The sequence below is a fragment of the Cupriavidus sp. CuC1 genome, assembly GCF_044627735.1.
Classification (GTDB): Bacteria; Pseudomonadota; Gammaproteobacteria; order Burkholderiales; family Burkholderiaceae; genus Cupriavidus; species Cupriavidus ulmosensis.
This window is the reverse complement of the sequence record NZ_JBIUHC010000016.1, coordinates 16,047-41,615: the sequence shown is the minus strand read 5'-3', so window position 1 is coordinate 41,615 and position 25,569 is coordinate 16,047. Positions and strand designations below refer to the sequence as shown.

The following is a 25,569-nucleotide window of genomic DNA, read 5'->3' as shown; positions in this document are numbered from 1 at the left end:
GTGGGTGGTGCAAGGCTGGAAAGTAGTCAGGCAGACGGCTCAAAGGGTGCGCGCGATCAGCATGCGCTGGATTTCGCTGGTGCCTTCGTAGATCTGCGTGATGCGGGCATCGCGGTAATGGCGCTCGACCGGGTAGTCCTCCAGGTAGCCGTAGCCGCCGTGGATCTGCAGCGCCTTGGAGCACACGCGCTCGGCCAGCTCGGAGGCATAGAGCTTGGCCTGCGAGGCTTCCGACAGGCAGGGTTGGCCGGCCGTGCGCATATGCGCGGCGCGGTGCACCAGCAGGCGCGCGGCGTTGAGCTCGGTGGCCATGTCGGCCAGCATGTTGGCAATGGGCGGATGCTCGCGCAGCAGGCGGCCAAACTGCACGCGCTCGGCGGCGTAGCGGCAGGCGGCCTCGAAGGCCGAGCGGGCAATGCCGAGCGCTTGCGCGCCGATGCCGATGCGCCCGCCTTCCAGGTTCGACAGGGCAATGCGCAATCCCTCGCCGGGCTCGCCGAGCAGCGCGTCGTGCGGCACGTGGCAGTCGTCCAGCGTGATGGCGCAGGTGTCGGAGGCGCGGATGCCCATCTTGCGCTCGGGCGTGTGCACCGAGAAGCCGGGCGTATCGGTGGGCACCACGAAGGCCGAGAGCCCGCGCTTGCCTTGCGCCGGCTCGGTGGCGGCAAACACGATGGCCACGCCGGCGCGCTGGCCGTTGGTGACGAACTGCTTGCTGCCCGAGAGCACCCAGCCGTTGTCGGTTGCGCGCGCCCGGGTGCGCAGGTTATGCGCTTCCGAGCCGGCCTGCGGCTCGGTCAGGCAAAAGGCGCCGATCATCTCGCCGCTGGCCAGGCGCGGCAGGTAGCGCGTTTTTTGCGCCTGCGTGCCGTAGTGCAGGATCGGCCCGCAACCCACCGAGTTGTGCACGCTCATCAGCGTGGCGCAGGCCGCGCAGCCGGCGGCGATCTCCTCGATGGCCAGCGCGTAGGCGATGTAGTCGGTATAGGTGCCGCCCCATTCCTCGGGCACGATCATGCCGAGCAGGCCGAGCGCGCCCATTTCCGCCACCACCTCTGGCGGCAACTGGCCGGCGCGGTCCCACTCGGCGGCGCCGGGTGCCAGCCGCTCGGTGGCGAAGGCGCGCGCGGTGTCGCGGATCATGGCTTGCTGTTCGCTGAATTCGTGATGCATGGCGGCTCGGGTTGGGCCGGGATTGGCGTGGGGACGCGCGATCCAGGTGAGGCTGGCGGTCTGGTGGCCCGCGCGGGGCGGGAGTGTTGGTAGCAAGTGTAGGAAGACAGGCGGGGCGCTCCTATGCCAGAATCCGCCAACCTTGCTGAACTCGTTTGCCACTGCCGGCCACTGCCGGCAAGCCCGGGCCAGCAAGCCATCCGGTCCAGATCCTTGCCTTTCCATGGAAAAACACAGCGTCGCCATCTGCTTCGTGCATCACGCCATCGCGGGCCTGCGCGCACGCGGCATTGCGCCGGAGCCGGTGCTGCAGGCGGCGGGCATCGTGCCCGCGCTGCTGGCGGTGCCGCAGGCGCGCGTGTCCGCGGCAAGCTATAGCGCATTGTGGATGGAGGTGGCCGCCGCGCTGGACGATGAGTTCTTTGGCCAGGACTCGCGCCGCATGAAGTGCGGCAGCTTTGCCATGCTGTGCCACGCGATCGTGGGCAGCAAGACGCTGGCGCAGGGGCTGGAGCGGGTGGTGCGTTATTTCGGCTTGCTGCTGGACGATATCGGCGTGCGGCTGGAGCGCGAAGGCGTGGGCGCCGAGGCCGGGGCAGGCAAGCGGGGCAGGGCGGCGCTGGTGCTGAGCGCCACCTCAAGCCGGCCGCCGGGCGTGTTCGCCCAGGAGACCATGCTGATCATGCTGCACGGGCTGATGAGCTGGCTGCTGCGACGGCGCGTGCCAGTGCTGCTGGCTGCGTTCAGCTATCCGGAGCCGGCCTACAGCGCGGAGTACCGCCTGATGTACTCGCGCCACCTGGCGTTCGACCAGCCGGCCACGGCGCTGGTGTTCGACGCGGCCTGGCTGGACCAGCCGGTACACCAGGACGAGCGCAGCCTCAAGGCCTTCCTGCGCGACGCACCGCACAACGTGGTGGTGAAGTACACGGACCGCACCAGCATCATGGCGCGCGTGCGGCGCCAGTTGCGCGCGCAGTCGCCGGAGCAGTGGCCCACCTTTGACCGGCTGGCGCACGACTTGCACATGTCGTCATCCTCGCTGCGGCGCCGGCTGATGGAAGAGGGCGGGACCTACCAGCAACTGAAGGATGAGATGCGGCGCGACCTGGCCATCGAAGCGCTCAGCCATTCCAGCCGGCCGCTGGCGGAAATCGCGGCCGAGCTTGGCTTTGCCGAGCCGGGCGCTTTCCATCGCGCGTTCCGGCGCTGGACCGGGCTGCGGCCGGGGGCGTACCGGGGTACCCCGGCGCAGGAATAGACGCGCCCGCCCAGCGGCGCTCAATGATTTCCAGTGGCCAATTCCGCGGCGCGGGCGGTACCGCACCAGCACGTAGCCCGCGCAGGCGCAGAACGTGGCATGGAATGCCGAGACGATGACCACGCGGGTGTTGAGGTCGTCGAACACATAGCGCCACGCCACGATCCCGGCCACCACGGCGAGGGTGCCGGCGGCCATGGCTCGCCACGGCGGCTCCCGTCCACAGAAGCGCGAGATGCCGGCATGGAACAAGGCCAGGGCCCAGGCCAGCGCGCCGTTGGCCACCACGATCGACAACACGTCGGGGATCATGCCGCGCAGTGTAAAAAGCAGCAGTGCCGCCATGCCCGTCAGGTTGGCCTGCCACCACAGCGTCACACCCGGCTGGCCGCAGCGCCGCAGCGACCAGACGATCGCCAGCATCATGGTGCCAAGCAGCGTCGTAACGGCTTGCAAGGCGAACGGGTCCGACACTACGAACTTTCTCCTGTGGCGGTTGGGGGGCGAGGTGAGGCTGGATTCATCGCCTGGGCCGGCGCGAAGCTCCGGAGAATACCCTAGCAGCGCGGGCGACATCCACCCACGTGCGCAGGGGTGCCGGCCAGCCGCCTGCGCTGGCCGGCACAAGAGGGACGCAGCGGGGCATGACGGCTAGAATGGCGGATGGCGCGTTTTGATCGGCGGGGCGCATCAATGCGAGCCCTTTCCTTTTACTCTCCTCGCACCCATCCCGCTGCCCTAGCCTGGAACACAATGCAACCGATCAGATTCGACCTCGGCGACCTGCAGGCCATGGTGGCGGTCGTGGAGCAAGGCGGCTTCCGCGCCGCGGCCGAGGCCCTCAGCCTGTCGCAACCGGCCCTGTCGCGCCGCATTGACAAGCTGGAGCAGGCGCTCAATGTCAGGCTGTTCGAGCGCACCACGCGTCGCGTCGCCCTTACCGTGGTGGGCCGCGAGTTTGTCGGCAAGGCACGCACGCTGCTGGCGGAAGTGGAATCTTCCTTGATGGGCATCGGTGACGCGGCCGCGACGCGCTCAGGCGAAGTGACGGTCGCCTGCGTGCCTTCGGCGGCGCATTACTTCCTGCCGGCGGTGATCGCGCGCTTTCATGCGCAATTCCCCAACGTCCGCGTCAAGATGGTGGACGAAGGCGCCAATGTCGTACTGCACAGCGTGGCCAGCGGCGAGGCGGACTTCGGCCTGAACTTCATCGGCACCCAGGAGGCCGACCTGCTGTTCGAGCCCTTGCTGCGCGATCCCTTCGTGCTGGCCTGCCGCCACGACCATCCGCTGGCCCGGCGCCGCTCGGTGAAATGGGCCGAACTTGGCGCACACACGCTGGTAGCGTTAGCCAAGTCGAGCGGCAACCGGCTGATGCTGGATCTTGCCCTGGCCGAAGTGCCGCTGCGGCCGGCCGCCTTCTATGAGGTGCGCCATGTCAGCAGCGTGCTGGCGCTGGTGGAGGCCGGGCTGGGTGTTGCGGCCGTGCCGCGCCTGGCGTTGCCCGGTGGCGAGCGCGCCGCGCTGGTCGCGGTCCCCCTGCGCGCTCCCGCGGTGTCCCGCACGCTGGGCATCCTGCGCCGCCGGGGGCGCACGTTGTCAGCGCATGCGCAGGCGCTCTATGACATGGTTGGGCAGGCGGTGGCAAGGCGCGGTCGGAGCACGGCGGCTTCGGCGCACGGCGGGGGCAGCGGCGCCGGAATTGATGCATAAAACCGATCAAAGCCAAGAAATATTGCATTATCGCCGTGCGCGGTGCTTGCATAGAATGGTCGGCCTGCCCCGCGGAGACAAAAAGCGGGCAGGCCGAATCCCAGATCAATGCCCACAGAGAGCGCATATGACCCAGCCGACCATCGCCGTGGCTTGCCCCGTCAAGGCAACCCGCACGCCCGTTTCCCCTTTGCATCCCCCCCGGCAGCACCAGCAGCCCTGGCTGGCGCTCATGCTGGCCGGCGTAGCCAGCCTTGCGCTGGCCACCGGCAATGCGTTCGCCGACGAGGTCAAGGTCATGAATTCGGGTGGCTTTACGGCAGCCTACAAGGCGCTCGGCCCGAGCTTCGAGAAGGCCACCGGCAATACCTTGTCCACCGCGTGGGGCCCGTCGATGGGCAAGTCGCCCGAGGCCATTCCCAACCGGCTCGCGCGCGGCGAGCATGCCGATGTGTTGATCATGGTGGGCTATGCGCTGGACGACCTGATCAAGCAAGGCAAGGTGGTGCCGGACAGCCGGGTCGACCTGGCCGATTCGCGCATCGGCCTGTCGGTGCGTGAAGGCGCCCCCAAGCCGGATATCAGCACGGTCGATGCATTCCGCAAGACCTTGCTGGATGCCAAGTCCATTGCCTACTCGGACAGCGCCAGCGGCGTGTATGTCGAGACGGAGATGTTCAAAAAGCTGGGCATCGAGGAGCAGGTCAAGGGCCGTGCCCATCGGATCGAGAAGACGCCGGTGGGCAGCGTGGTGGCGCAGGGCGATTACCAGATCGGACTGCAGCAGGTCAGCGAGTTGCTGCCGGTCAAGGGCGCCAGCTTTGTTGGCAAGATTCCCGAGCCGATGCAGAAGATCACTACGTTTGCCGCCGGCGTGCCGGTGGGGGCCGAGCATCCGGAGGCGGGGCGCGCGTTGATTCGCTATCTGGCTTCGCCCGCGGCGCGGGGCGAGATCGAGCGCAGCGGGATGGATCCGGTCGTGGGTGCCAAAACGGCGCAGTAAGGGCGCGTTCTCATTCGCCGGTAGCCGCTGCCGCGTCTTTTTCCCAAGGTGGCAGCGGCGACAGGCTCTCCCGCAGCAAAGCCAGGAACACCTGGATGGGCCGCAACGCCATCTTGCGCACGGGCACCTGGGCTTTGAGCCAGGTCGCGTGCAGCGGATAGCCACCCATCAGGCCGATCAGCTCGCCTTTGCCGAGCGCGCCGGCGGCAATATAGGTCGGCAATATCGCGATGCCGTTTCCCTCGCAGACGGCAGAGTAAAGCACGTGGTTGTCGTTTGACGACAAGGCGGTGGGTACATCCACACTGACCTGCCCCGAGACGCTATCGAACAGCCAGGTGCTCCCGGTAGGATTGAACACCAGGCACTCGTGATCATGCAGGTCGCGCGGATGCGCCGGTGTCCCGGCGCGAGCCAGGTAGGCCGGCGTGGCGCACAGGATCTGCTTGAGCTGGCACAGCGGCTCGTCGTGGACCCCGTCGTAGGTTGACGGCAGGCCGCCAAGCGCAATGTCGAAACCTTCTTCGATCGGATTGACCGAGCGGTCCACCAGCACCACATCCATGGTGACCTTGGGGTGCAGCCTCTTGAAGCGGGCAAAGATGGTGCCCAGGTAAAGCACGGTGAGCGACGTCGGCGCCCGCACCCGGAGGTGCCCCTCGAGCGCGTCGGACTCCTTCCCGAAATCTTCCACCAGGCTGTCGAAGTCGCCCAGCAGCGCGCTGGCCCGCGGCTGGAACTTCTGCCCGGCAACGGTTAGCTCCATGGTTCGCGTGGTCCGATGAAACAACGCCGTGCCGAGCGTCCACTCCAGGTGCGCCACGCGCTTGGCGATGACGGAAGGCACCACGTTGAGCTGGCGCGCGGCTTCCGAGAAGTTGCCTAGCTTGGCGGTCACCAGGAACGCCCGCAGATTGGCGACTGTGTCCATATTTATTCCAAATCGCGATAACTGTACTGGCAATTTAGCAGAAGCAACGCCGAATCGCAGCAAATAGAATGGCACGCATCAGGCAAGGCCCATGGAGACGAAGCGATGAAAGAGGCAGGCGCTGGAATCGTGCGGGAACAAGCACGTGAAACCGAGATACTCGGCGAATTCGATGTGGTGGTACTGGGCGGCGGGCCGGCCGGCATTGCCGCGGCGGCGGCGTCAGCCCGCGCCGGGCAGGCGACGCTGCTGGTGGAGCACTATGGCTTTCTTGGCGGGATGGGGACTGCCGCGGGCGTCACCAACTTCTGCGGCCTGCACGCCAATGTGTTCGGTGAGATCCAGCAGGTCGTGCATGGCGAAGCCGACGAACTGCTGGCGCGCCTGCGGCACTTGGGCGGGCTCAATGAGCCGCACGTGCTGTTTCAAGGCAGGATCGCAGCGCAAGCCTATGACAACGCGGCATTGAAGGTGGCTGCCGACCAGCTGGTGCTGTCCAGCGGCGCCCGGCTGCTGTTCCACGCGCGGGCGGTGGGCGTGCAGATGGCCTCGCCGGCGACGATCGGCGCGCTCCTGATCGAGACCAAGTCCGGGCGGCGCGCCGTGGTGGCAAAGACGTATATCGACTGCTCCGGCGATGGCGACCTGGCGGCATTCGCCGGCGCCCCTTTCGAGAAGGGGGACGACGGCGAAACGATGCTGTACCCCTCGACCATGTTCCGCATCAATGGCGTGGACCCGGTGCTGGCCGGCGACGCCTGGAATCATTTTGGAAAATGGATGGAAGAGGCGGAGGCCAGGGGCCGGACTTTCCCGCGCAAGACCCCGATCATCCGGCCGCAGAAGAACCCGGTGGAATGGCGCGCCAATGTGACGCAGCTGAGCTTGCCTGACGGCTCGCCGGTGGATTGCACCGACGCCCTCCAGCTGAGCTGGGCCGAAACGGAAGGCCGCCGCCAGATCGTCGATTTCTTCCAGTTCCTGCGCGAATCCGCGCCCGGTTTCCAGAATGCCTATCTGCTGGAGATTGCCCCGCAGGTCGGCGTGCGCGAGACACGGAGAATCATCGGCGAGTATCAGCTGACGCAAGACGATGTGCTGCAATGCGCCAGCTTTGACGACGCGATTGGCGTCAACGGGTGGCCCATCGAGGCCCACGTGGCGGGCAACATCGTGTTCAAGTGGCAGGACACCCCGCATTGCCGGGGATTCAATCACCTGCCGTATCGCATGATGGTGCCCAAGGCGATCGACAACCTGCTTGTCGCCGGGCGCTGCGCATCCATGACCCACATGGGGCAGTCGGCCGCCCGCGTGTCCGGCGCCTGCTTCGTGATGGGCCAGGCTGCCGGCACGGCCGCTGCCTTGTCCGCCGCCACCGGCACCATCCCGCGCGCCGTCGATATTGGCCGCTTGCAGGAAACGCTCCGGCAAAACGGTGCCTACCTGGGCCTTCCCGGCTGACGGGATACCAATACAAAAAGATAAAGGAGACACAACATGAGAAAGCCATTGCTGCTCTTGCTGGCGGCGCTCGCCGCCATGATCGGTACCGCCTTTGCCCAGGACAACTGGCCCACCAAACCGATCAAGCTGATCGCCCCGTTCGCGCCCGCGTCCACGCCCGATACCCTGGCGCGGATACTCGCAGAGGGCCTGCGAAAACGGCTTGGCCAGCCGGTCGTGGTGGAGAACAAGGCCGGCGGCGCCGGCATGATCGGCACGGACGCGGTCGCCAAGGCGGCGCCGGATGGCTACACGATCGGGGTAAGCGCAGTCGGGCCGCTGGCTAACAATGCGCTGCTTTACAAGAAGATGCCTTACAACCCCGAGCGCGACCTGATCCCTGTCACTGTCGCGGTCAACCAGCCCAGCTTGCTGGTGGTCCGCAGCGATCTGCCGGCAACCAACCTGAGCGAGCTGATTGCCGACCTCAAGAAGCGGCCGGGCAAAGGCAACTACGCCTCCATCGGCAACGGTTCGCTCTCGCACCTCACCATGGAACTGGTGGCGACGCGCAGCGGCACCCAGATTGTCCACGTGCCTTATGCCGGATCCAGCCAGGCGGTCATGGCGGTGGTGTCCGGCGAGGTCGACATGGCCTGCCTGCCGGCGCTCGCGGTGAAGCCGTTCATCCAGTCGGGCAAGCTACGCGCGCTTGGCGTGACCACCGCAAGGCGGTCCGCTTTGTTGCCATCGATTCCCACACTGCGCGAACAGGGCCTCACCGATGTGGATGCGGGCGCCTGGATCGGGGTGGTGGCGCCGGCCGGCACGCCCGGGGCCATCGTCGACCGGCTCTATCGCGAGATCGGCGCGGTGCTGAAGGACCCTGCCACGGAGAAATTGCTGGCGCAGCAGATGATGGAAGTCGTCGGCACCTCGCCGCAGGCGTTCGCTGCGCTGCTGCGGGATGAGCGCGCACGGTGGAAGCCCGTCATCGTTGCCAACGGGATTCACCTCGATTAGTGCTGGATCTGCGTCGTCTCGCGCCCCTGTCTGGGAGGTGCTTGGGGGAGAGGGCGGGCGCTTGTTAGGCCGTTGTCCATCGCAGGCGCCCGGAATGCTCGCCGTCGAAGAGGGATTCAGCATCTACAAGATCTGGAACTACGTGCGGATGAGGTGACGCATGGAAGATGAAATTGGCGCCGGCCCATTCCCGGGCCGGCAGGAATCCCCTGTTACCTCTATTTCTCAGGGTCTTCGGCCCGAGCCGTGGTTCTCCCCCCGGTCAGTCACGCATTGCCGGCATGGCGTTGCCCGTCAGCAGTACCGCCGCTTGTTCGCCATACGTGACCACGTAACCGCCGTTGGACGCTTGCCATGCCTGGGCGCCTTGCCGGTCGGCGAACCAGAGTTGCTGGTAGTCGCCGAAATGACCGAGGTCGAGGCGGTAGCGGTCCAGTACCCTGGCGGGCCGCCCGTCGATGTCGCGTTTGCATGCGGACCAGCTGGTGTAGCCCAGTTCGGCCGCCAGCAGTTGCAGGCAGTGCTTGAGCTGCAGGGTGTGGCGCAGCCGGTAGAGTTCCGCGATGCTTTGCGTGCGTACCTGCGCACGGTGGATGCGCCGGATTACCGGTAGCGCCTGCATGGCTTGTTCGGCGTGGAGCTGGCGCAGCAGCCTGCGTGCATGGCGTCGCAGGAAGTCGCTATTGGGAAGGCGGGTTGGCGTGTTGAGCGTTGTGAGCCACATGTCATGTCCTTTGCAATGCCGTTTCCCGCGGCGGCAAAAAAGGTCAACGGTGTGGTTCTTGCAACGAACTGGCGGTGCCGGGCTGGATCGCTCGGCGCCGTGCGGTACGGGCAGGCAGGTGCGCTGGCTTTTGCGGGAGCGGGCGCCCTGCCGGCGCCCGGACCAGATTATATGCCAACGGCGGGTGCGCTTGGCAAGCGTTGCCGGTTTCAGGCTGCGCGTTCCCTTTGGCCGGATACCAGGCTGCTAGGCTGCCTGCGCCTCGATCTCGGCCGTTAGTCCGAGTTCCTCCACCAGCCGCGCCGCCAGCGCTGCCGCCTGGTTGCGCACGTCGATGATGGTGCCGGACTCCCACAGCGCCCCGCGCAGTGGAGCGCCCAGTGCGCTCAGGCCGGGAACCGTGCGTCCGCCCCGGTCGAACACATTGCCTTGCGCATCGCCGTCCAGGCCGGAGCCGGCTGCGGCGGGGCGCACCAGGCCGCGTGCCAGCAGGCTGCGCACCAGCGGCCGGGTGTTGCCGGCGTGCCAGCCGTATTCCGCCCGGTGCAGTTGATGGCTGCGTCCACCGTGGCAGGGGCTGGTAGTTCGCGGGAGAGGTGCAGAGCCACCCGGACGTGTTTCTCCGCTTTGCCTGTGGGGCCGCATTGCCAACCGTTGGCGTCATTCGCTTCATTCCTGCTGCCCACGGCTTCGAGCGCGGTGACGCGGGCGGCGTGCACATGCAGGCGGCCCTGCGTGCGCACCGCCTCGAAGACTGCGTGCGTGGGCGGTGCCGCGCGATGCAGCAGGTTGTCCCAGAAGGGGCGCACATGGCGCAGGAAGCGTTGGCGCTCCGGCACGCTGGCGGCTGCCCACAGCGGGCCGATGTAGGTGCGCAGCGCGGGCGGCACGCTTTGCCAGTCGAGGCCCTGGGCGGCCAGCTTGTCGCGTTGCCGGCGCACCCGTCGCACCACGTCGCGGGCGGTGGGTGCGGCCAGAGCCTCGGGCCCGGCGGCGGCGAGGAAATCGTCGCAGGGGCCGGCGTTGTGGCGCAGCCAGGGCACCAGCGCGCGCCGCGAGAACGCGTGGTAGGTGCCGGTGAAGCCGAGCCGTTCCAGCGTGGCAACCTCGTCGAGCATGGTCAGGCTGGTGCCGATCAGGGCAATTTCGCGTGCGCTTGCGAGCCGGGCCAGTGCATCGGGTTGCCAGGGATCCGGGATGTAGCGGCCGACGGTTTCCAGTGTGTCGTCTTGTGCCAGCGCTGGCTGTGCCTGCTGCACGCCGGTGGCCAGCACGATGTGGTCGGCTTCCCATGCGCGGCCGTCGGCGCTGCGCACGCGGTGCGGCACGCCGATGGTCACGTCGGTGATCTCCGTGCGCACATGTTCCAGCGTGGCGCGTCCGGCGGCGCTGTCCAGTGCGCGCGCCAGGGTGTCTTGCAGGTAGTCGCCGTAGACGCTGCGCGGGGCGAAGGCGTTGTCGGCCTCGGCGGCGCCGGCATGCCCGTGGCGCACCAGCCACTGCGAGAAATCCTCCAGCGCCTCGGGGTAGAGGCTGAAGTTCAGCGCTGGCCCGTTCAGGTAGTGCGCCGAGTCCTGCGTGCTGTAGGCCAGGCCGCGCCCCGGTTCGGCGCGCGGCTCGAACAGGTGGATGGCAAGAGGGGCGCTGCTGTCGCGCAGCAGGCGGATGGCGGTCAGGGTGCCGGCCATGCCGCCGCCTACGATGGCGATGCGGCGCGGCTGGGAATGGGGTCGGGTCATGATGGCCTCAGGCGTGGGTGCAAGACGGGCTGGTTGCCGCGGCACTTGTTGTCGTTTCGGCTGCCGCACGCAGGGCGTGCGCGCCGGCGCCGACCAGGATCGCGTCGTTTTGCGGTGTGTGGATGCGGCTGCAGAGCACGTTGCGGTAGTGGCGCTCAAGCGGGTTGCCGCGCGACAGGGCGGGGTTGCCGGCGTGCCTGAGCGCGAGCTCGACGGCGGCGATGGCGTTGTCGGTCACGTTGAGCTTGAGCAGGTTGCTGTCGGTGGCGCTGGCCGGCGCGCCGGCATCGGCATCCGCGCTGAAGCGCTCCAGCAGGAAGCGGTTGGCCAGCAGCCAGCCGTCGATGCGGCCCACCGCCTCCTGGAAGCGCGGCAGGGTGGCCAGCGGCGCGCCCAGGCTGCCGGGGGCGCGCAGGTTGAGCCAGGCCACGAACCAGTCGCGGGCGCTGCGCGCCACGGCGTCATAGAGCGTGCCGAGCAGGGTCGACGTCCACACGGCCCAGGCCGGGTCGTAGCGCTCCGCCCACGCCGCGGGCAGGCGCAGGTCGACCGCGTAGGCGGCGGGCAGCGGCGTGTTGTCGAAGACCACGTCGTGGCTGCCGGTGGCGCGCATGCCGAGGTGGTCCCAGGTGGGCACCACGGTGATGCCGGGCGCGTCGCGCGGCACCAGGAACACGCCAGTGCGCGGGACCGGCTCATCGGTGCGCCCCCACACGGCCAGCCAGCTCAGGGCTGGGATGCCGGTGGCGTAGATCTTGTGGCCGGACAGCAGCCAGCCGTCGCCGCGGCGGCGCGCCACCGTGGCCGGCAGGCCGCCGCGCGCGGGAGACCCCAGCTCGGGCTCCACGCGCAGCGAGTTGATCAGCGCGCCTTGTTCCACCGCGCTGCGCTGCACCTGCTCCCGCACCGCCGCCGGCCATTGCGTGTCTTGGGCCAGGTTGCGGTGGCCAAGGATCTGCATCACCAGCACCAGCGCGGTGGACGGATCTGCGGCGGCAACGTGATGGACGATGCGGCGGGCCTCGGCTAGTCCCGCCCCGGCACCGCCAAGCGCGCGCGGCACGGTGAGGGCGAGCAGGCCAAGCTGGTGGAGCTCGGCGATGTTCTCGAAGGCGAAGGTGCCATCGCGGTCATGGGCGGCGGCGCGCGCGGCGAAGCGCCCGGACAATGCGCGCAGTGCTTCGTCGCAGGGGAGGACGGGCGCTGCGCGAGCCGCGTCGGGCGGTGGCGGGGCCGGGGCCGGACCTGCTGACGCAAAGCCGCTCTCGCGATGCCACTCGGAAATCCGCTGCCGGCTGGTGGTGCCGGCGGACTGCAGACTCATGGTTGCTCCTGTCGTGTGCTGTTTTGTCTTTGGCTTTGGGTGGCGGGTGCTTAATGGCAAATCAGCCCGCTTTCCACCAGCATCATGTTGAAAGCGGCGTCGCCGGCAGCTGCGTCGCGCAGCCGCGCAAGGCGCCCGTCGCGCTGCCAGCGCGCCAGCCATTGCGCCAGGTAGCGGGCGGATTGCACGTTAGGCTGGCGCAGCGTCGGCGCTGCGCCCTCGCCGTCGAGCACCAGCGGCGCCGCGGTAAAGAAACGCCATTCAGGCAAGCGCATCACGCGCGCGATCAGCGCGGCGTCTTCCGCTACCGCCGCGCACTCGCCGCGGCGAAACGCCAGCAGCGCCTGCAGCGGCGAGGGATAGCTGCGCAGCGCGGCGCCGGCGCGGGCCAGGGCGGGTTGAAAAGGGCTGCCCGCGCTCACGCAGGCCGTCTTGCCGTTGAGGGCATCGAGCCGGCTGACCGGCGTGTAGCGCAGCGTCAGCAAGGTGCCGCGCGGCGTGCGCGGTGCCGGCACGGCGGCTGCGCGCGGATGTCCGGTGTCCTGCGGCGCGCCGAAGGCAAGGTCGATATCGGCTTGGGCGTTGTTGCCAAATCCCGCTGCCGGCAGATGGCGTAGCCTCACCGGCACGCCCATGGCGCGGCCGAGTTCGGCGGCTAGTGCGGCCTCGCCCGGGTCGGGCTCCGCTATCAGGGGCCGGCCCGGTGGCGTGGGACGGGGATAGGCGTGCACACCCACCACCAGCTCGCCGCGCGCCTGGGCCTGCAGGAGCAGCGGGCCAGGCTCGGCCGGTTGCGCTTGCCAGGGCGCGCCCGTGAACAGCCAGAGCGGCACGGCGATTACGCTAGCGGCCAGCCCAAGGGCGCCTGCCGCGCGACGCGCAGCGCGCAGCGCAGCCGGCGCGGTGCGGGGCAAGGCGCTGCCTGGATTGCCTTGGGCCACCGGATGCGGCCCCAGCCACCATGTGCCATTCAGATGCCAGAGTTCATCGGGCATGGCTTACCATCCCTGGCCCAGCCCCAGCAGGCCCAGGATCTCGCGGCGCAGCCGGATCAGCTCGGGATCGTCGCGGTGACGCGGGTAATCGCGATCGATCTTGATTTCCGCCGTGATGCGGGCAGGGCGCTCGCTGAACACGATCACGCGCGTGGCCAGCAGCAGCGCTTCCTCCACGTCGTGCGTGACCAGCAGCGCGGTAAAGCGCGAGCGCTGCCATAGCGAGACCAGCTCGCCCTGCATGCTCAGGCGCGTGAGGGAGTCGAGCTTGCCCAGCGGTTCGTCGAGGATCAGCAAGCGCGGCTCGTTGACCAGCGCGCGCGCCAGCGCGGCGCGTTGCGCCATACCGCCGGACAACTGGCGCGGATAGGCCCGCGCGAACTCGGTCAGGCCGACGCGCGCCAACGCATCGTCCACCCGCTCGCGCTGGCTGCTGAGCAAGCCGCGCGCCTCCAGGCCAAGCGCGGCGTTGTCCCATACGGTGCGCCACGGGTACAGCGTGGGGTCCTGGAACACCACCACCCGGCTGGGGTCGGGCCCGCCGATCGGCACGCCATCCACCGCCAGCGTGCCGCGCCGTGGCGGCTCCAGCCCGGCCACCAGCCGCAGCAGGGTGGACTTGCCGCAGCCGCTGGGGCCGAGCAGGGCCACGAACTCGCCCGGCTCGGCCGTCAGGCTGACGCGGCTGAGCACTGGCAGCACCTGGTCGCGCAGCGTGAAATGGTGGCTCACCTGGTCGATCGCCAGGCGCACGCCGTTGCTGGCGGCGGCCCGGTCGGTGGCGGCTTGCGCCGGCTGGGCCTGGGCGGGTTTGTCGAGCACGGCGCTTACCATTTGACCACTCCTTTTTGCCATGCCAGCAGGCGATCCCGCGAGCGGAACAGCAGTGTGATGAGCCCCGAGAAGAGGATCGCCATGACCAGCAGCGCGCCGTACATGCTGGCGTAGGCGGCCCAGCCCTGGGCCCACTGCAGGTACCACCCCAGCCCGGACTTGACGCCAAGCATCTCGGCCACCACCAGCACCGAGAACGACGCGCCAAGGCCCATGAACAAGCCGACGAACACGCTCGGCAGCGCCGCGGGCACCGCCACCTTGAGCACCAGGAACCGCTCCTTGGCACCGAGCGTGCGCGCCACGTCGTAGTACGCCGGGTCGACCGCCGCCACACCGGACCAGGTCAGCACCGTGACGGGGAACCACGTGGCCAGCGCCACCAGGAAGGTGGCGGCGCTGGCGCTGCTGGGAAAGGCGAAGAACACGATCGGCAGCCAGGCCGTGGCCGGCAGCGGCCCCAGCAGGCGCAGCACCGGGTGGACCCAGTAGCCCGCGCGGGTCGACCAGCCGATGGATACGCCGGTGAGGAAGCCCGCCAGCGCGCCCAGCAGGTAGCCGGTGGCCAGCAGGCGCAGCGAATGTGCCACCGCCTCTGCCAGCCGCGCATAGTCCTCGACAAAGACTTCGACAAGCGCCTGCGGCGGCGCGAAGAAGGGGCGCGGCAGCAGCCCGAGCTTGGCGGTCACCACTTCCCAGATAAACGTCAGCACTGCCAGCACCAGCAGCCATGGCCCCGCGCGGCGCAACGAGGCGCCGATGCCGCCCAGCCGGTGCTGCACGAACGCCAGCACCAGCAGCACGGCGGCAATGCCCGCGAACAGCGAGGCGGTCTCATGGGTCAGCGGCCAGTCCTCCGGCTCCGGCCAGAACTTGACGATGGCAGCCACGCTCAGCCAGGCCGCCGCGGCCAGCGCGCCACCCAGCCAGACGCGCGGCACGGCGGGTGCGGGCGCGGCCAGGAAATCATCCTGCCCATCATGTACGCCATGCGCGCCGCGTTGTCCTTCAGCCGAGAACGTTGGCATAGATGCGCTCCGCGAACTTGTTGGAATCGGTGCCCGGCCGGATGACCGACACCAGCTTGAGCTCGTCGGTGTATTGCGCCAGTTCCTTCTTCAGGTCCGCGCCGACCGGATGATGGCCGTGGGTATGGCTCTTGAGCATGGCCACCACATCGGCCTGCGGCACCTTGGCGAACTCGGCAAAATGCCGGGCGGTTTCCTCCGGGTGGGCTACCGTCCAGTCCTGCGCCTGCAGCACCGCATGCGTGAGCGCGGCGGCCGCCGGCTTGTCCTCGCGCAGCAGGCTGCCGCGAATGCCCAGCACGCAGCAGGAGCGGTTGGCGTATTCATCGGACAGGTTGGTGGCCACCTCGACCAGGCCGCGCTCCTTGCGCAGCAGGTAGGTGCGCGGATCGCCATCGGCGGCGGCCTGGGCCTCGCCCTTTTCCAGTGCAATGCCGAGCAGGTCCGCCGGGTATTGGCGCCACTGCACGTCGCGCACGGGGTCGATGCCGCGCTTGGCCAGCAGGATGGAGAAGAAGTTCTTGGCCGGGCTGGCCATGTCGCTGACCGCGACCGTCTTGCCCTTGAGGCTCTTCAGGTCGGTCACGCCGGAGTTGCGCAGGGTGAGCAGCCGCATGCAGCCGCCGTGGGTGGCGGCGGTCAGCTTCACATCGAAGCCTTGCTCGAGCGGCTTGAGCCAGCGCAGCGCCATGCCCACGCCCGCGTCCGCCTTCTTGGTGGCGATGGCTTCCAGCAACTGGTCGGTGGAGCCGCCGAAGTTGATCAGCTCCACCTCTAGCCCATGATTGCGGAAGATGCCTTCCTTCACGGCCGCGGCGACCGGCGCCAGGCACACGCCGCTGGCGTTCCAGGCCAGCTTGATCGGCTTGAGCTGCCCCGCGGCGCTAGCCCGGGACGTCCAGATAAAGGGCGCGACGCCACTGGCCACGGCCAGCGTGCCGGCTGCCTGGAGCCAGCCGCGGCGGCTCAGGGTGCCGGTGCTGCGCGGGGTGTCCGCGGAGACGGGAAGATGGTCGGCGGGCGGCTGCTCTGGCTCTTGATGCATGACACTCCTCGTTGGGCTGCTGTAGGTCTTGGATGTCCGGCATGCCCGATGTGGTGGGATGTGGACGATATGCACCATGCTAAGAACAGGTTCACTGCAACAGAACGAATTTGTTGGCACAAGCTTGCACGTCCAGCGACTAATGCGGCCGCTGCATATGCTTGTGCCCGCACGGTGGCGGATGGCCCGCTGGGTTAAGATCGCCGCTTTGTGCTCCGGTCAGATCAATGCAAGCGCAGGCAGTCTCCGCCCCAAGGCGGGTGGATATCGTGGTGTACCCCGGCTTCAAGGCCATGGAGGCGATCGGCCCGCTGACGGTGTTCGACTACGCCAATGTGCGGCTGGCCCAGCTCGGGCAGCCGCCAGCCTATGTCACGCGGGTGGTGGCGCTGGAGGCTGGCCCGGTGCGCTCGGACACGCTGATGACGCTGGAGGCCACGGCTCGGCTCGATACGGTGCTGCTGCCCGATATCGCAGTGATCGTCGGCGCGCGCGACATCGAGCGGGCCATGGGGGAGGCGCAAGGCATCGTGCCGTGGGCGCGCGCGGTGGCGCCACGCATCGGGCGGCTGATTGCGCTGTGTTCGGGCACGTTCTTCCTGGCGGCGGCGGGCGTGCTGGACGGGCGCCGCGCCACCACGCACTGGAGCGTGGCCACGCTGCTGCGCCAGCGCTTTCCGGCCGTGGAGGTGGATGCGGATGCCATCTTTATCCGCCAGGGCAACCTGTGGACGTCCGCCGGGGTGACCGCGGGCATCGACCTGGCGCTGGCCGTGGTGGAGGAGGATCTCGGGCGGGAACTGGCCCTATACCTGGCGCGTGAGCTGGTGGTCTACCTCAAGCGTCCAGGGGGGCAATCGCAGTACAGCCTGCACCTGGCCAGCCAGGCGACCAGCCATGCCGGCATTCGCGGGGTGCAGGACTGGATCCTGTCCGACCTGGCGCACGATTTCACGCTGGAGGAAATGGCGGGGCGGGTGGCGATGAGCGAGCGCAATTTCCGGCGGGTGTTTGCGCGGGAGGCGGGTACCAGCCCGATGGCGTTTATCGAGTCGGCACGCATAGAAGGGGCGCGGCGGCTGCTTGAGCAGGGAGAACTGCCGCTCAAGGCCGTTGCGGCGCGCACAGGCTTCGGTTCGGACGAAGGGCTGCGGCGCGCGTTCCTGCGCCAGTTGGGCATCACGCCCCGTGAATACCGCGAGCGTTTTGGAGCCGCGCAGGCATAAAGCGAGCGCTACTGGCTGGCCGGAGCGGTTGCCCCGGCAGTCGAGGGGGCGTTAGCGTGAAGGCCCGGATCCTGGCTGGCCGGCGGCGTAGCCGCGGTGGTGCCGGCCGTGCCATTCTGGGTGCTGTCCTGCGAGCGCTGGCGACCCCGGCCGCGGCCCCCGCCACGCCCGCTGGCGCCCATCGGCGCGGCATGGTTCTGCCGCAGCTCCTGGTTGATGCTGTCCACCGTGCGCGGCGAAGGCGTCATGCGCGCGAAATTGCTCTGGATCGCGTTCATGGCTTCGTCGCCGCCGGCGGGCGAGCCCTGCGCAAAGGCGGCGGATGCCAGCCATAACGTGGCCGCCACGGGAATCAGGCGGGAAGTACGGGCGCTGCGGATCATCGTGATGTCCTTCGTGATGTCCTTCGGGGTGGTCGCCGGGGTTGTCGCATTCCCGGCGGATGCTAGCAGCGTGGCCTGCCGGCGGGCAACGCGGCGCCAGGCCGATTCCGTTTCAGTGTTCACCGGCTTGTTTCAACGTATTACCAAGCGGCGCCACGTGCCCAAGCGAGATGGCCTTACGCCAGGTTCTGCCCGATACGCCACAGCACCCCTGACGGATCCAGCAGCACGAAGTCCCGCATCTTCCAGGCCTGGTCCTGCGGCGGTACCAGCCGCACGCCGTAGCGCCCCGCGAGGTCCTGCGCATTGACCTTATCCCACCAGGCCTCCACGTCCTCCACCAGCAGGTGCATCATCAGGTTTTCGGCCAGGTCCTGCACGTAGAAATTCTGCAGCATGAAGCTGCATGACCCGCAGTGCAGGTAGGCCAGGCTGTCGTCGCTCCACGGCATGACGAAACCCAGGTCCTGGTAGAACTGCTTGGAGAGCGCGAAGTCCCGGGCGGGCACGAAGGCCTTGAGTTCGATGGCGGTCAGGTTGCTCATGGTGTCGGTGTCATCAAGCCTGGCCCATGCCGGTGGCTTTGGCTGGCTTTAGTAGGAACGCAGGGCAATGCCCCAGCGCTGCTGCACGCGCGTCACGATCCAGACATTGTCGTGTTGGCTCAGCACGGTGCCATCGGCGCCGCGCCGTGTGTAGATCACACGGAAGTGTACCTTGTCGGCACTCGCCAGGATGGGCGTCTTCTGCTGGCGGTCATGGCTATGGCGTGCGGGGGCCGGCCCCCTGCCGTGCCCCCTCGCCAGCGGCGCGGTTCAGAGCTGCGCTGCGTGATGCCGGATATGGTTCTCCATCAAGGTCGAGATGAAGTAGTAGCCGTGGTCGTAGCCCTCGTGCCGGCGCAGCATCAGCGGCTGCCCAACGGCGGCGCACGCTGCCTCGAACGCCTCGGGATACAGCTGCTCGGCAAGGAATTTGTCGGCGAGGCCCTGGTCGACCAGGATGCCGCGCGGGAAGGGCGCCTTTGCCTGGCGCGCCATCAGCGCCGAGGCATCGTATTGCTCCCAGCTGGCGCGATCCTCGCCCAGGTAGCGGCTAAACGCCTTCTCGCCCCAGGGGCAACGCGTGGGCGCCGCGATTGGCGCAAACGCCGATACCGAACCGAATCGCCCGGGGTGACGCTGCGCCAGCACCAGGGCCCCATGCCCGCCCATGGAGTGGCCAAAGACCCCGACGCGCTGCGGATCCGCGGGCAGCGCCGTGGTGACCAGGTCGAACAGCTCCTGCGCCACGTAGCTTTCCATGCGCCAGTGCTGGCTCCACGGCGCCTGCGTGGCGTCCAGGTAAAAGCCCGCCCCCACGCCGAAATCCCACGACTCGGCCTCGCCGGCAATGCCGGTGTCGCGTGGGCTGGTATCCGGCGCCACCAGGATCAGGCCGTGCTCGGCGGCATAGCGCTGCGCGCCGGCCTTGATCATGAAGGTCTCTTCCGTGCAGGTCAGGCCGGCCAGGTAGAACAGCGCGGGCAGGCGCTGTTCGGGCTGGACCAATGCCTGCGCCGGCAGGAACACCGAGAAGCGCATCGGCAGGCCGATGGTGGCCGATGCATGGCGATAGAAGCGCTGCACGCCGCCGAAGCAGCCGTGCTCGGAGAGGAGTTCGAGCATGGCCGGCCTCAGTACAGCACGACCGAGCGGATCGACTCGCCGCGCTTCATCAGGTCAAAGCCCTCGTTGATGCGCTCCAGCGGCAGGGTGTGGGTGATCAGGTCGTCGATGTTGAGCTTGCCTTCCATGTACCAGTCGACGATCTTGGGCACATCGGTGCGGCCGCGCGCGCCGCCGAAGGCCGAACCTTTCCATTCGCGCCCGGTCACCAGCTGGAACGGACGGGTGGAGATTTCCGCGCCGGCCTCGGCCACGCCGATGATGATCGACTTGCCCCAGCCCTTGTGGCAGCACTCCAGCGCCTGGCGCATGACCTTGGTGTTGCCGATGCACTCGAACGAGTAATCGGCGCCGCCATCGGTCAGCTGCACGATATGGTCCACCACGTTCTCGACGTCGTTCGGGTTGATGAAATGCGTCATGCCGAACTTGCGCGCCATGGCTTCGCGGCCCGGGTTCAGGTCCACGCCGATGATCTTGTCGGCGCCCACCATCTTGGCCGCCTGGATCACGTTCAGGCCAATGCCGCCGAGGCCGAACACCACCACGTTCGCACCGGCTTCCACCTTGGCGGTAAACAGCACCGCGCCTACGCCGGTGGTCACGCCGCAGCCAATGTAGCAAACCTTGTCGAACGGCGCGTCCGGGCGGATCTTGGCCAGCGCGATCTCCGGCACCACGATGTGGTTGGCGAAGGTGGACGTGCCCATGTAATGGAAGATCGGCTTGCCGTCGATGGAAAAGCGCGAGGTGCCGTCAGGCATCAGGCCCTTGCCCTGGGTCGAGCGAATCGCCTGGCAAAGGTTGGTCTTGCGCGACAGGCAGAACTTGCACTGGCGGCATTCCGGCGTGTAGAGGGGAATCACGTGGTCGCCCGGCTTGAGCGAGGTCACGCCCGGTCCCACGTCGGTGACGATGCCGGCGCCTTCATGGCCGAGAATGGCCGGGAAGATGCCTTCCGGGTCGGCGCCCGACAGCGTGTAATAGTCGGTATGGCAAATACCAGTGGCCTTGATCTCCACCAGCACCTCGCCGGCGCGCGGGCCGTCCAGGTCCACGTCTTCCACGGTCAGCGGGGCACCGGCTTTCCATGCGATGGCGGCTTTGGTCTTCATGATGTTGTCCTTGGTGATGGCAGGCAGCTCGGGCGCCGGCTCGATGTCTGGGGACGTAAGTCAGCACCGCGCGGAGCGAGCCCTGGCGCGGCGTCTTTCGTCAGCAGAGACTATACGTCGATCCGGTTGGCCATGGACGCCCGAAGCGGCGGATTTGGCCCTGGGCGCCACCAGTTTGGCCAAAATCGTGGGGTGGCTGGCCGGGGCGGTTGACCCGGCCGGTGGCTGCGGCTTAAATGCCGGTTCTACCCATGCGCTGCAGCACATGCCAATGCACTCGCCATATTGCCTTCCCGCCTCGCCCGCTCGCTCCCGGGTAAGTGCATGAACGCCGTCCAGGAGCCTGCGGCATCTCGCGCCTCGCCAGTACAACGCGCCCTCTGGATCCTGCGTGCCCTGTCCGACCCGCAAGTGCGCCGCCTGTCCGACGTGGCGCGCGCCACCGGGCTGGACCCGGCCACCGCGTCGCGCTTGCTGGAGCTGCTGGTGGCGGAGGGCTTCGTGACCCGCGATGCGAGCCGGCGCTTTGGCATCGGGCCGGAGATCTTCCAGCTGGCCGACGTGGCCCAGCGCCGGGTCGACCTGCGCGCGCTGGCGCGGCCGAGCCTGGAGCGGCTGGTGGAGGAGTTCGAGGATACCGCCGTGCTCACCCTGGCGAGCCGGGGCGAATCGGTGGTGGCGGATATCGAGCTGGGCACCTTCCCGATCCGCGCCAACTATGTCGAGATCGGCACACGCCGCCCGCTCGGGGTGGGCGCAGGCAGCCTGGCGGTGCTGGCCTGGATGCCGGAAACCGAGCGCGCTGCGCGGGCCACGCTTGGCAAGGTGCAGCGCGCGCGTTACCCGCGCCTCACGCCCGAGGTGATTGGCGAGCAGATCGAGGCCGCCCGCGCGCGCGGCTATGCCTTGTTCCTGGATTGGGTGGTCGACAAGATGGGTGGCATCGCCGTGCCGTTGCTTGACTACGAAGGCCGCCCGCTGGGCGCGTTGAGCGTGGCGGCGCTGAGCGAGCGGATCTTGTTTCGCGAGGCGAAGATGGCGCGCAGGCTAAAGGAGGAGGCGCGGCGCATCACTAGTGCGTGGGCGCGCCGGGCGCTAGGCGAGTAGCGAGTATCCAGGCCGGCCGCGCCCTCAAGGCATGTCGAACTGTTCCGTCGGCTTGCTCTGGTCCAGTTCCGGCAAGCCTGCGGAATACATCACCGCCCAATTGTCCGGGCCCAGCCCGCCATCACGACAAGGCAGGCTGGCGATGCGCTTTTGGTCTTTCTCCACGACCAGCCCTTCCTTCTCCCAGCCCTTGCCGCTGCCGGCATAGACCACATAGTCGTAGCCGCCGTTGGAGAACCTGAAGTAATCGGTGCCGCCGCCGGAGTATGCCGTGACACCCCACCGGAAGTGCTTGCGCGGATCCTCCGTGAGTTTCGGATACGCCAGCTCGACGGCGCCCTTTTTTCCGAAGCGGTACTGCACATACCCCTTGGTCTTGGAGAGATCCGGCGAAGCACAGAGCGACACAAGCTTGTTGCCCTTGACCGTGCAGGAGAACGCAACCTGTTCGTCCTTCGTGCAAAGCGAGTCGCGGGCCGTGGCCGTCAGCGAGAACATCGAAAGCAGCAGGGCGCCAATGGCGCGATGCGGGTGGGGCATGTATGACTCCAAGGGCGGATCAGGCGAGCAGGGCAGCTTGATCGAACGCGACGAATTCGCAGCCGTAGTGGTGTACCACATCAGCGCCTGTGTTCACCAGCTGGTAACGAACCACGCGAACACCTACCTCGAGCCTGGCCAGCGTGCCGAAGCTGAGGATGCCTTTGGGGAGCACCGTTCCGACGGCCAGCGCAGTTGCATCCGGTGCGCGCGAGCGCAATCCCACGCCAGAAGTCGACAGGTCGGCAATGTCCAGGATGAGCGCGCTGCCGTCAGGCAGCCCGGTCTTGAACGTGTACTTGAAATCCAGCGTCTCCGCCCGGTAGTCCCGCCGCCGCTGCACCTGCGACAGCCTCTGCGGGAACGGCACGGCGAATGCGGGGGCGCCGGCGAATACGCAGCGCTGCGGGGCGCCGAGGGCAAGCGTGACCGATACATCATCGAGCACAGTCGAAAGCTCGCTCTGCGCGCTGGCCAGTATCGCCTGATTGTCAGGCTCGCTCTCGCATCCCTCAAGCGTAAACAGGCGCGCTGCCGCATCCACGAACAACACCCGCGAGCGCAGGGTGCGCCCGTCCGGCAAGCGCAAGTCAAGGTAGCGCTCCTGCGTGGCCAGCACGTCAAGCATCTCGCGGATCTCGTCCTCAAGCGCGTGCTGGAACCCATCCGGTGACGGCGGGCGAATCGAAGCGGGATCAAATGTGTGCATGGGTTGGTCTGGCTGGCAGGCGAAGGCGAAGGGCGACCGCAAGCATGGCCGCCAAACGTTGCCTAACGGCAGGAATATGCGGATCTTTAATCCGGGCGCGCGAGAGGATGACCCGCATGGTAGTGCCAGGAAATTGGCGGGAAAGAGGCAGACGCCTCAAGAACCCGTTCGGCGATGCCGTTAGAGCCGTCGCCATGCAACGAAAAGTGAAAACTACGAAGCCGAGCATGCAGCCTCGAAGCTGGACGCGTGGTGCGTCGTCCGATCCAATACCTAAAATGAGTTAGTTGCAATGAATCGTAGCGCTAGCGCCGCAGTTTTCCCGGGCCACCCGGCACCACTACCATGGCCTCGACAGCCATAGGCACGTCCTTGCCGCTTCCATTGGCGGCAAACGGCGATATCGAGCGGATCAGCGATCCGGGCCAGGTGCTTGAGATCCTCCAGGATCTGGTGCGCAAGCGCATCCGGCTCCATCTCCATCCTGCGCAGCAGTGCCGGGTGGCCTCGAGCTTTCTGTTTATCGCCCCATCCAAAGGCACCTGCGTGCTCGCCTGGTGCCGCAACGGCGTGGAGCTGGAGGCGATCCTGAACGCCAGCGATATGGCGGCTTCGGCATCGATGGGCGACATCACGTTCCAGTTCCGCATCGCTTGCGCCGCCGTCACCCGTTTTGATGGCGGACCGGCATTTCTCGCCCCGTACCCCACCGGGATCTACCAAGTCCCGCGCCGCAGGCATTTCCGCGTCCGCCCGCAGGAGGACAAGAACTTTCGTTGCCAGCTTCTGTTAAGCGACGGCCAGCTTGTGGAAATGGAAGTGGCTGACGTGTCTGTGTCCGGCGTGGGCTTGCGCTCCATGCGAGTTGGCCCGGATCGTTTGCCGGTCGGTACGCGAATCCCGCAATGCCAGCTGGACTTTGGCGAACTGGGCGCGCTGAACCTGGCGCTGCAGGTGGTGCGGCATCGAAAGACCTGGCGCGGCGATGAGGCCCACCATCATTTTGGCTGCTACTTTGGCCGCGTTGATGTCCAGACCGAAAAGTGGCTGCAGCGCGTGGTGTTTGCCTTGGAGCTGGCTGGCCGCGAGTGAACAGGCGGCTGAGCATGGCCGCGGCCCTTGCCGCACATCAAGATGGCCCCTTGCCGGCATTGCGCACAAAGCGCTGCTCTGTCACCGCAGCCCCCCATTGCTGGCCTGGTGCCTCCTCCGCAAGTTGAAAGCCATGGGACTCATAGAGATGGCGCGCGGCATCGAGCCCCTTGAATGTCCACAGGTAGGTTTGCTCGAAGCGGGCGTCCGCGAAGGCCAGCGCGCGTTCCAGCAATTGGCGTCCGATGCCGGTGCCCCGCAAGGCGTTGTCGACGATAAACCAGCGCAGGTGCGCGAGCCCGGTGGCCGGGTCGCCATCGATGGCGATGCTGGCCAGCGACCGGCCGCCCTCCAGGCACAGCCACAATTGCTTGTTTGTCGAAGGAAGGCTGGTGGCGAAGCTGGCGAGTTCGGTGGCCACCTTGTGCTCGAAGAAGCTGCCGAAGCCTGCCAGTTGCGAATAGAAGCGGGCATGCAGGCTGGCGATGTCGCCGATGCACCCCGGCCGATAGCCTTCCTGTATCCCGCTGTGCGCGTCGGCATCGTCCGCAGTTGTTATTTGCGCGTTGTCGGCTGCGAGCGCATCCGCATAGATCGCCAGGGAGCGCACCAGCAATTGCTGGTCGGCCGGGGTCAGCCGCCGCAATGCGCTGGAGACCTGTTCCGTGGCAAAACCATCAATCTGGTGGTGCAAGCGGGTGCCTGCCTCGGTCAGGTACAGGTGGGACGAGCGGCCGTCTTCATTGGCAGCGGTGCGAACCACCAGCCCTAACGCTTCGAGCTTGGCGAGCTGCCTGCTGGTGTTGGACTTGTCCAGGCGCAGGATGCTGGCCAAGTCGCGCGCCTGCAGCCCCGGTGCCAGCCCGATCTCGATGATGGCGTGCACCGCGGAGGGCGCCAGCTGGCTATCGGCCAGGGTGGTCCGCATAAAGCCAAGCTCGCGGACCAGCTTTCTGGAGAACACCCTGAGCGCAGCGATGGTGTCGTCACGCGACTCGGGCAGGGACTCGACGATATCCATGGTGGCTCCATTGGTTGCGGATCGCAACCATATTAGTTGCGAACCGCAAACTTTTCAAGGAAGCCAGTAAAGAGGTGAAAACGGCAGCTAAGCAGCAGCTAAGCAGCAGCTATTGCACCGGACCCCGCAGCAACGGCGCCAATGCCTCGGGCACCTCCACCTCGAACCGCAGCACCGCGCTGGCCAGCGCCTTGCCATAATTGTCGAGCGCCAGGCTGCGCGAGACCCCGCCGCCCAGCGCGCCATGCGCGACGAAGTTGAGCACCTCCAACCCGTCGGCTTCGAAGCGCTCGACCTTGCCGGTGACCACGCCGCCATACAGGGTCTTGAAGGCTTGGGCGGTGAGCTGCGCCTTGAGATACGGGTAGAACGCGGCGTCGTAGGCGATGACCGAGGTATTCGAGATATCGCCCTTGTCGCCGGAACGGGTATGCGCCACGCGCCGTAGCAGAACTTTCATGTCATGTGCC

The 25,569-nt window shown here is 67.5% G+C and carries 26 protein-coding genes; 8 read left to right on the top strand and 18 right to left on the bottom strand.

Annotation, left to right across the window (positions count from 1 at the left end; all coding sequences use genetic code 11):
- Window positions 1–39 precede the first annotated feature (39 nt).
- Window positions 40–1,173, bottom strand: a complete 1,134-nt coding sequence (locus ACGLHR_RS09660) for an acyl-CoA dehydrogenase family protein (protein WP_400093485.1) — start codon at window positions 1,171–1,173, stop codon at window positions 40–42.
- A gap of 223 nt (window positions 1,174–1,396) precedes the next feature.
- On the opposite strand from ACGLHR_RS09660, the gene ACGLHR_RS09655 reads away from it, so the two are divergent.
- From ACGLHR_RS09655 to ACGLHR_RS09645, 3 genes are all read left to right on the top strand, one after another.
- Entirely contained in the window at window positions 1,397–2,434 is a 1,038-nt protein-coding gene (locus tag ACGLHR_RS09655) for an AraC family transcriptional regulator (RefSeq protein ID WP_400093483.1), read from the top strand.
- A gap of 753 nt (window positions 2,435–3,187) precedes the next feature.
- Window positions 3,188–4,147 carry a LysR substrate-binding domain-containing protein gene (locus tag ACGLHR_RS09650; RefSeq protein WP_400093482.1) on the top strand — a complete coding sequence of 320 codons (960 nt, stop codon included), beginning with the start codon at window positions 3,188–3,190 and terminating at the stop codon, window positions 4,145–4,147.
- A 232-nt stretch (window positions 4,148–4,379) separates the two neighbouring features.
- Entirely contained in the window at window positions 4,380–5,150 is a 771-nt protein-coding gene (locus ACGLHR_RS09645) for a substrate-binding domain-containing protein (RefSeq protein WP_400093550.1), read from the top strand.
- 10 nt (window positions 5,151–5,160) lie between these two features.
- On the opposite strand, the gene ACGLHR_RS09640 is transcribed toward ACGLHR_RS09645, so the two are convergent.
- Window positions 5,161–6,081, bottom strand: a complete 921-nt coding sequence (locus ACGLHR_RS09640) for a LysR family transcriptional regulator (protein WP_400093480.1) — start codon at window positions 6,079–6,081, stop codon at window positions 5,161–5,163.
- A 105-nt stretch (window positions 6,082–6,186) separates the two neighbouring features.
- Between ACGLHR_RS09640 and ACGLHR_RS09635 the strand changes: the two genes are divergently transcribed.
- Together ACGLHR_RS09635 and ACGLHR_RS09630 are read left to right on the top strand one after the other, a co-directional pair.
- On the top strand, window positions 6,187–7,545 hold the full coding sequence (locus tag ACGLHR_RS09635) for an FAD-dependent oxidoreductase (protein WP_400093479.1): 1,359 nt from the start codon (window positions 6,187–6,189) through the stop codon (window positions 7,543–7,545).
- Window positions 7,546–7,581: 36 nt separating this feature from the next.
- Window positions 7,582–8,550 carry a tripartite tricarboxylate transporter substrate binding protein gene (locus ACGLHR_RS09630; protein WP_318234840.1) on the top strand — a complete coding sequence of 323 codons (969 nt, stop codon included), beginning with the start codon at window positions 7,582–7,584 and terminating at the stop codon, window positions 8,548–8,550.
- Window positions 8,551–8,812: 262 nt separating this feature from the next.
- On the opposite strand, the gene ACGLHR_RS09625 is transcribed toward ACGLHR_RS09630, so the two are convergent.
- The 8 genes from ACGLHR_RS09625 to ACGLHR_RS09590 all read right to left on the bottom strand — a co-directional run bounded on the left by ACGLHR_RS09625 (window position 8,813) and on the right by ACGLHR_RS09590 (window position 16,239).
- A complete protein-coding gene (locus tag ACGLHR_RS09625) occupies window positions 8,813–9,274 on the bottom strand; it encodes a hypothetical protein (RefSeq protein ID WP_400093477.1) in 462 nt (153 codons plus the stop codon).
- Window positions 9,275–9,520: 246 nt separating this feature from the next.
- Window positions 9,521–9,697 carry a hypothetical protein gene (locus ACGLHR_RS09620; protein WP_400093476.1) on the bottom strand — a complete coding sequence of 59 codons (177 nt, stop codon included), beginning with the start codon at window positions 9,695–9,697 and terminating at the stop codon, window positions 9,521–9,523.
- Complete coding sequence (locus tag ACGLHR_RS09615; RefSeq protein ID WP_400093474.1) at window positions 9,661–11,013, bottom strand: FAD/NAD(P)-binding protein; 1,353 nt, start codon at window positions 11,011–11,013, stop codon at window positions 9,661–9,663. Before ACGLHR_RS09615 ends, ACGLHR_RS09620 begins: the two co-directional genes overlap by 37 nt.
- A 7-nt stretch (window positions 11,014–11,020) precedes the next feature.
- Complete coding sequence (locus ACGLHR_RS09610; RefSeq protein ID WP_400093473.1) at window positions 11,021–12,337, bottom strand: acyl-CoA dehydrogenase family protein; 1,317 nt, start codon at window positions 12,335–12,337, stop codon at window positions 11,021–11,023.
- 50 nt (window positions 12,338–12,387) lie between these two features.
- A complete protein-coding gene (locus ACGLHR_RS09605; protein WP_400093471.1) occupies window positions 12,388–13,332 on the bottom strand; it encodes a substrate-binding periplasmic protein in 945 nt (314 codons plus the stop codon).
- 3 nt (window positions 13,333–13,335) lie between these two features.
- Window positions 13,336–14,166 (bottom strand): ABC transporter ATP-binding protein, encoded by an 831-nt coding sequence (locus ACGLHR_RS09600; protein WP_400093469.1) that lies wholly within the window; start codon window positions 14,164–14,166, stop codon window positions 13,336–13,338.
- Complete coding sequence (locus tag ACGLHR_RS09595; RefSeq protein WP_400093467.1) at window positions 14,160–15,194, bottom strand: ABC transporter permease; 1,035 nt, start codon at window positions 15,192–15,194, stop codon at window positions 14,160–14,162. The genes ACGLHR_RS09600 and ACGLHR_RS09595 overlap by 7 nt, the downstream gene beginning before the upstream one ends.
- Complete coding sequence (locus tag ACGLHR_RS09590) at window positions 15,175–16,239, bottom strand: ABC transporter substrate-binding protein (protein WP_400093466.1); 1,065 nt, start codon at window positions 16,237–16,239, stop codon at window positions 15,175–15,177. Before ACGLHR_RS09590 ends, ACGLHR_RS09595 begins: the two co-directional genes overlap by 20 nt.
- Window positions 16,240–16,466: 227 nt before the next feature.
- On the opposite strand from ACGLHR_RS09590, the gene ACGLHR_RS09585 reads away from it, so the two are divergent.
- On the top strand, window positions 16,467–17,465 hold the full coding sequence (locus ACGLHR_RS09585) for a GlxA family transcriptional regulator (RefSeq protein WP_400093464.1): 999 nt from the start codon (window positions 16,467–16,469) through the stop codon (window positions 17,463–17,465).
- Between the two features lie 8 nt (window positions 17,466–17,473).
- Here ACGLHR_RS09585 and ACGLHR_RS09580 read toward each other — a convergent pair whose 3' ends face one another.
- The 4 genes from ACGLHR_RS09580 to ACGLHR_RS09565 all read right to left on the bottom strand — a co-directional run bounded on the left by ACGLHR_RS09580 (window position 17,474) and on the right by ACGLHR_RS09565 (window position 20,630).
- Entirely contained in the window at window positions 17,474–17,971 is a 498-nt protein-coding gene (locus ACGLHR_RS09580; protein ID WP_400093463.1) for a hypothetical protein, read from the bottom strand.
- Window positions 17,972–18,024: 53 nt separating this feature from the next.
- Window positions 18,025–18,393 (bottom strand): VOC family protein, encoded by a 369-nt coding sequence (locus ACGLHR_RS09575; RefSeq protein ID WP_318234849.1) that lies wholly within the window; start codon window positions 18,391–18,393, stop codon window positions 18,025–18,027.
- Window positions 18,394–18,663: 270 nt separating this feature from the next.
- A complete protein-coding gene (gene fghA / locus ACGLHR_RS09570; RefSeq protein WP_400093461.1) occupies window positions 18,664–19,515 on the bottom strand; it encodes an S-formylglutathione hydrolase in 852 nt (283 codons plus the stop codon).
- An 8-nt stretch (window positions 19,516–19,523) separates the two neighbouring features.
- Window positions 19,524–20,630 carry an S-(hydroxymethyl)glutathione dehydrogenase/class III alcohol dehydrogenase gene (locus ACGLHR_RS09565; protein ID WP_318234851.1) on the bottom strand — a complete coding sequence of 369 codons (1,107 nt, stop codon included), beginning with the start codon at window positions 20,628–20,630 and terminating at the stop codon, window positions 19,524–19,526.
- A 324-nt stretch (window positions 20,631–20,954) separates the two neighbouring features.
- Here ACGLHR_RS09565 and ACGLHR_RS09560 point away from each other — a divergent pair, with 324 nt between their 5' ends.
- Entirely contained in the window at window positions 20,955–21,737 is a 783-nt protein-coding gene (locus ACGLHR_RS09560) for an IclR family transcriptional regulator (RefSeq protein WP_400093460.1), read from the top strand.
- A 24-nt stretch (window positions 21,738–21,761) separates the two neighbouring features.
- Here ACGLHR_RS09560 and ACGLHR_RS09555 read toward each other — a convergent pair whose 3' ends face one another.
- Both ACGLHR_RS09555 and ACGLHR_RS09550 read right to left on the bottom strand, forming a co-directional pair.
- The gene (locus ACGLHR_RS09555; protein ID WP_400093459.1) at window positions 21,762–22,277 is read right to left on the bottom strand and encodes a hypothetical protein; all 516 of its coding nucleotides are present in this window, start codon (window positions 22,275–22,277) and stop codon (window positions 21,762–21,764) included.
- Between the two features lie 19 nt (window positions 22,278–22,296).
- Window positions 22,297–22,986 (bottom strand): flagellar brake protein, encoded by a 690-nt coding sequence (locus ACGLHR_RS09550; protein ID WP_400093458.1) that lies wholly within the window; start codon window positions 22,984–22,986, stop codon window positions 22,297–22,299.
- A gap of 372 nt (window positions 22,987–23,358) precedes the next feature.
- Between ACGLHR_RS09550 and ACGLHR_RS09545 the strand changes: the two genes are divergently transcribed.
- Window positions 23,359–24,078: a flagellar brake protein gene (locus ACGLHR_RS09545; protein WP_400093456.1), complete on the top strand. Its 720-nt coding sequence runs from the start codon at window positions 23,359–23,361 to the stop codon at window positions 24,076–24,078.
- A 37-nt stretch (window positions 24,079–24,115) separates the two neighbouring features.
- Here the strand turns inward: ACGLHR_RS09545 and ACGLHR_RS09540 are convergent, their stop codons facing one another.
- Window positions 24,116–25,099, bottom strand: a complete 984-nt coding sequence (locus tag ACGLHR_RS09540) for a GNAT family N-acetyltransferase (RefSeq protein ID WP_400093455.1) — start codon at window positions 25,097–25,099, stop codon at window positions 24,116–24,118.
- A 109-nt stretch (window positions 25,100–25,208) separates the two neighbouring features.
- Complete coding sequence (locus ACGLHR_RS09535) at window positions 25,209–25,559, bottom strand: hypothetical protein (protein ID WP_400093454.1); 351 nt, start codon at window positions 25,557–25,559, stop codon at window positions 25,209–25,211.
- Window positions 25,560–25,569: the final 10 nt, after the last annotated feature.

Bases quoted from the DNA above. Each gene is read 5' to 3' on its own strand.
- ACGLHR_RS09660 (WP_400093485.1), bottom strand. From the start codon at position 1,173: ATGCATCACGAATTCAGCGAACAGCAAGCCATGATCCGCGACACCGCG.
- ACGLHR_RS09655 (WP_400093483.1), top strand. From the start codon at position 1,397: ATGGAAAAACACAGCGTCGCCATCTGCTTCGTGCATCACGCCATCGCG.
- ACGLHR_RS09650 (WP_400093482.1), top strand. From the start codon at position 3,188: ATGCAACCGATCAGATTCGACCTCGGCGACCTGCAGGCCATGGTGGCG.
- ACGLHR_RS09645 (WP_400093550.1), top strand. From the start codon at position 4,380: ATGCTGGCCGGCGTAGCCAGCCTTGCGCTGGCCACCGGCAATGCGTTC.
- ACGLHR_RS09640 (WP_400093480.1), bottom strand. From the start codon at position 6,081: ATGGACACAGTCGCCAATCTGCGGGCGTTCCTGGTGACCGCCAAGCTA.
- ACGLHR_RS09635 (WP_400093479.1), top strand. From the start codon at position 6,187: ATGAAAGAGGCAGGCGCTGGAATCGTGCGGGAACAAGCACGTGAAACC.
- ACGLHR_RS09630 (WP_318234840.1), top strand. From the start codon at position 7,582: ATGAGAAAGCCATTGCTGCTCTTGCTGGCGGCGCTCGCCGCCATGATC.
- ACGLHR_RS09625 (WP_400093477.1), bottom strand. From the start codon at position 9,274: ATGTGGCTCACAACGCTCAACACGCCAACCCGCCTTCCCAATAGCGAC.
- ACGLHR_RS09615 (WP_400093474.1), bottom strand. From the start codon at position 11,013: ATGACCCGACCCCATTCCCAGCCGCGCCGCATCGCCATCGTAGGCGGC.
- ACGLHR_RS09610 (WP_400093473.1), bottom strand. From the start codon at position 12,337: ATGAGTCTGCAGTCCGCCGGCACCACCAGCCGGCAGCGGATTTCCGAG.
- ACGLHR_RS09605 (WP_400093471.1), bottom strand. From the start codon at position 13,332: ATGCCCGATGAACTCTGGCATCTGAATGGCACATGGTGGCTGGGGCCG.
- ACGLHR_RS09600 (WP_400093469.1), bottom strand. From the start codon at position 14,166: ATGGTAAGCGCCGTGCTCGACAAACCCGCCCAGGCCCAGCCGGCGCAA.
- ACGLHR_RS09595 (WP_400093467.1), bottom strand. From the start codon at position 15,194: ATGCCAACGTTCTCGGCTGAAGGACAACGCGGCGCGCATGGCGTACAT.
- ACGLHR_RS09590 (WP_400093466.1), bottom strand. From the start codon at position 16,239: ATGCATCAAGAGCCAGAGCAGCCGCCCGCCGACCATCTTCCCGTCTCC.
- ACGLHR_RS09585 (WP_400093464.1), top strand. From the start codon at position 16,467: ATGCAAGCGCAGGCAGTCTCCGCCCCAAGGCGGGTGGATATCGTGGTG.
- ACGLHR_RS09575 (WP_318234849.1), bottom strand. From the start codon at position 18,393: ATGAGCAACCTGACCGCCATCGAACTCAAGGCCTTCGTGCCCGCCCGG.
- fghA (WP_400093461.1), bottom strand. From the start codon at position 19,515: ATGCTCGAACTCCTCTCCGAGCACGGCTGCTTCGGCGGCGTGCAGCGC.
- ACGLHR_RS09565 (WP_318234851.1), bottom strand. From the start codon at position 20,630: ATGAAGACCAAAGCCGCCATCGCATGGAAAGCCGGTGCCCCGCTGACC.
- ACGLHR_RS09560 (WP_400093460.1), top strand. From the start codon at position 20,955: ATGAACGCCGTCCAGGAGCCTGCGGCATCTCGCGCCTCGCCAGTACAA.
- ACGLHR_RS09555 (WP_400093459.1), bottom strand. From the start codon at position 22,277: ATGCCCCACCCGCATCGCGCCATTGGCGCCCTGCTGCTTTCGATGTTC.
- ACGLHR_RS09550 (WP_400093458.1), bottom strand. From the start codon at position 22,986: ATGCACACATTTGATCCCGCTTCGATTCGCCCGCCGTCACCGGATGGG.
- ACGLHR_RS09540 (WP_400093455.1), bottom strand. From the start codon at position 25,099: ATGGATATCGTCGAGTCCCTGCCCGAGTCGCGTGACGACACCATCGCT.
- ACGLHR_RS09535 (WP_400093454.1), bottom strand. From the start codon at position 25,559: ATGAAAGTTCTGCTACGGCGCGTGGCGCATACCCGTTCCGGCGACAAG.